The sequence below is a fragment of the Pseudorhodobacter sp. genome (assembly GCF_030452865.1).
GTDB lineage: Bacteria > Pseudomonadota > Alphaproteobacteria > Rhodobacterales > Rhodobacteraceae > Pseudorhodobacter.
Map to the genome: position 1 here is coordinate 1 of NZ_JAKDLJ010000405.1, position 3,181 is coordinate 3,181.

General features: G+C 60.6%; 3 protein-coding genes. All 3 read right to left on the minus strand.

Annotation, left to right across the window (positions count from 1 at the left end; translation table 11 throughout):
• Nucleotides 1–32: 32 nt before the first annotated feature.
• Nucleotides 33–1,175 (minus strand): phosphoserine transaminase, encoded by a 1,143-nt coding sequence (locus tag L0H65_RS17110; protein WP_301460435.1) that lies wholly within the window; start codon nt 1,173–1,175, stop codon nt 33–35.
• 282 nt (nt 1,176–1,457) lie between these two features.
• Nucleotides 1,458–2,723 carry a tRNA (N(6)-L-threonylcarbamoyladenosine(37)-C(2))-methylthiotransferase MtaB gene (mtaB, locus tag L0H65_RS17115; RefSeq protein ID WP_301460436.1) on the minus strand — a complete coding sequence of 422 codons (1,266 nt, stop codon included), beginning with the start codon at nt 2,721–2,723 and terminating at the stop codon, nt 1,458–1,460.
• Nucleotides 2,720–3,181: diaminopimelate epimerase (gene dapF, locus L0H65_RS17120; protein ID WP_301460437.1), on the minus strand; the 462-nt coding region annotated here is incomplete at its 5' end. The genes dapF and mtaB, both read right to left, overlap by 4 nt.

The window sequence follows — 3,181 nt, forward strand, 5'->3', positions numbered from 1 at the left end:
GTAGGGTGGGAGCCAACCCACCGCCCCGCGTGTCAAAGGGTTGCGATTTCCGCGTGAAAAGCCCAGTCGATCCACGGCATCAATGCCGCAACGTCCGATGTTTCCACCGTTGATCCGCACCAGATGCGCAAACCGGGAGGGGCGTCACGATAGGCGCCGATATCAAGGGCCACGCCTTCCTTTTCCAGCCGTTTCGCTACCGCCTTTGCGAAAGCCGCGCCATCGGCAATGCGCGCGTCGACGAACTTCAGGCAAACGCTGGTGGTCGATGCCGTTGCCGGATCAACCGCAAGGTTTTCAATCCAATCATGGCCTGCCACAAATTCCGCCACCGTCGCCGCATTGGCATTGGCGCGGGCAACCAGGGCAGGCAGGCCACCTATGGATTTCGCCCATTTCAGCGAGACAAGATAATCCTCCACCGCCAGCATCGAGGGCGTATTGATCGTCTCCCCCCGGAAAATGCCTTCGATCAGCTTGCCACCCTTGGTCATCCGGAAAATCTTGGGCATCGGCCATGCCGGGGTGTAGCTTTCCAGCCGTTCCACCGCGCGGGGCGACAGCACGATCACACCATGCGCGCCTTCGCCGCCCAGCACTTTTTGCCAGGAAAACGTCACCACATCGAGCTTGTCCCATGGCAGGTCCATCGCGAAGGCCGCGGAGGTCGCGTCGCAAATCGTCAACCCTGCACGCTCCGCCGGGATTGCATCGCCATTCGGCAGACGCACGCCGCTGGTGGTGCCATTCCAGGTGAAAACCACGTCCTTGTCAAAATTGACCTGGGTGAAATCAACAATCTCGCCATAGGGTGCCTTACGCACGACCGCATCCAGCTTCAACTGTTTGACCACATCGGTGACCCAGCCTTCGCCAAAACTTTCCCACGCGAGCATCTCCACCGGGCGCGCGCCGAGCAGTGACCACATTGCCATCTCCACCGCGCCGGTGTCAGAGCCTGGAACAATGCCGACGCGGTAGCCGTCGGGAAGGCCCAACACTTCGGCGGTCAGGTCAATCGCCTCAGCCAGTTTGGATTTCCCCACGGCAGCACGGTGAGAGCGGCCCAAAGGCGCGTCCTTCAGCATGTCGAGGGAATAATTGGGGATTTTAGCGCAGGGTCCGGATGAGAATCGTGGATTCTCTGGCCGAAGGGCCGGGGTCGTAGCTGTCATGTGGTATCCTCACAGATATATGCCCTTCGTTGGGGAAGGGTGTCCCACTTGCCGGGATACGCCTGTGCCGGAGAAACAGCAATATCAGAAATGCAGGAAACTGCGGCTTTATTCACGGGCAACCGACCATCGCGTTCTCAAGGGGCGTTCTGCCACCGGGGCCGCTGCCTGCCGTTGAGTGGTTTGTCCGTCACGCTTGATAGCAAAGAAAACTCTCGACGGTCTGATGCCAGCCAGCCGTCTTGCAACTGAGGTGCGGTCGTCTGTTCCAGGTGTCAAATTTCAAGCGAAAGGTTCACCAACAAGATGTGCTCTGTCTGCACCTGCGATGTTCGCTTGAACGATCCGCCCTTCTGGTTGGGGAGTTTCGAAACGTACTTCGGTGAATTGTTCGGTCCGCCCCATGTTGGCGCTTTCAACCAGAACCCGGTGCGACTGACCTATTTGGGAAATCAGGTGACGCTGGAGCGCCTGTTCACCCGCACCGCGCAGACGAGCCGCGCGGTCTTTGATCACCGGCCCTTGCAGTTGCGGCATCCGGGCGGCAGGGGTGCCTTTGCGTGGGCTGAACGGGAAGACGTGCAGGAAGGTCAGGTCGCAATCAGCAATCAACCTCAATGAATTATCGAACATCGCATCCGTTTCCGTCGGAAAGCCTGCGATGATATCGGCACCAAAGATCATGTCCGGGCGCAGACGCCGTGCTTCTTCACAAAACGCGATTGCGTTGTCTCGCAGGTGGCGGCGTTTCATGCGTTTCAGGATCATGTCATCGCCCGCCTGCAAGCTCAGGTGCAGATGCGGCATCAGGCGGGACTCAGTCGCAATCGCCTGCATCAGCGCGGGGTCAACCTCAATCGAGTCGATGGAGCTGATCCGCAGCCGCGCCAGATCCGGCACCAACCGCAGGATCCGCAGCACGAGATCGCCAAGGCGCGGCGCGGCAGGCAGGTCCGCCCCCCAGGACGTCAGGTCCACCCCGGTCAGCACCACCTCGGCAAAGCCTTTATCGACCAGCCGCTTGATCTGTTCGACCACCACGCCCGCCGGGACGGAGCGGGAATTGCCGCGACCATAGGGAATGATGCAGAAGGTACAGCGATGATCGCAGCCGTTTTGCACCTGCACATAGGCGCGGTGGCGGCCGAAACCGTCGATCAGATGGCCTGCGGTTTCCTTCACCGACATGATGTCATCGACCATGATCTTCTCGGTCACGCCGATCAGATCGGGCGCGCGCAGGGTGCGCCACGTTTCCGCCTGCATCTTTTCGCTATTGCCGATCACGCGGGTTACTTCGGGCATGACGGCGAAAGTCTCCGGCTCGGTCTGCGCGGCGCAACCGGTCACGATCATCGCCGCACCGGGGTTTTCGCGGGCGAGTTTGCGGATTTCCTGCTTGGCTTTGCGCACCGCTTCCGCCGTCACGGCGCAGGTGTTCACAATCACCGCGCCTTGCAGGCCGGCGCTCGCCGCCAGTTCTTTCATCGCCTCGGTCTCATAGGCATTCAGGCGGCAGCCGAGGGTGGAAAATACCGGCGCGCTCATGTGTGTGCGGCCAGAAATTCAGGCGTCAGCATGCCATCAAAAACATGGGCCACGGGGCCGGTCATCCAGACGCCATCTTTCTGCCAGTCGATTTCAAGCCTGCCGCCGTCAAGGTCAAGCCGCACCTTGCGCCCGGTTAGCCCGCGCCGATGTGCAGCCACAGCCACCGCGCAAGCCCCGGTGCCGCAGGCCAGCGTGATCCCGGCACCGCGTTCCCACACCCGCATCCGCAGATGATCGGTGCCAAGGACCGACACAAACTCCACATTGGTTTTCTGCGGGAATAGTGGGTCGACCTCATAACGCGCGCCGTCTTTGGCCAAATCTACCGCCTCCGCATCCGAGACGAAGAAAACGCAATGCGGATTGCCCATGCCAACACCGGCGGGATCACCTGAAAGCGGCAGATGCAGCGTGTCCACCGCATGCGACAATGGAATTTCCCGCCAATCCAGTTG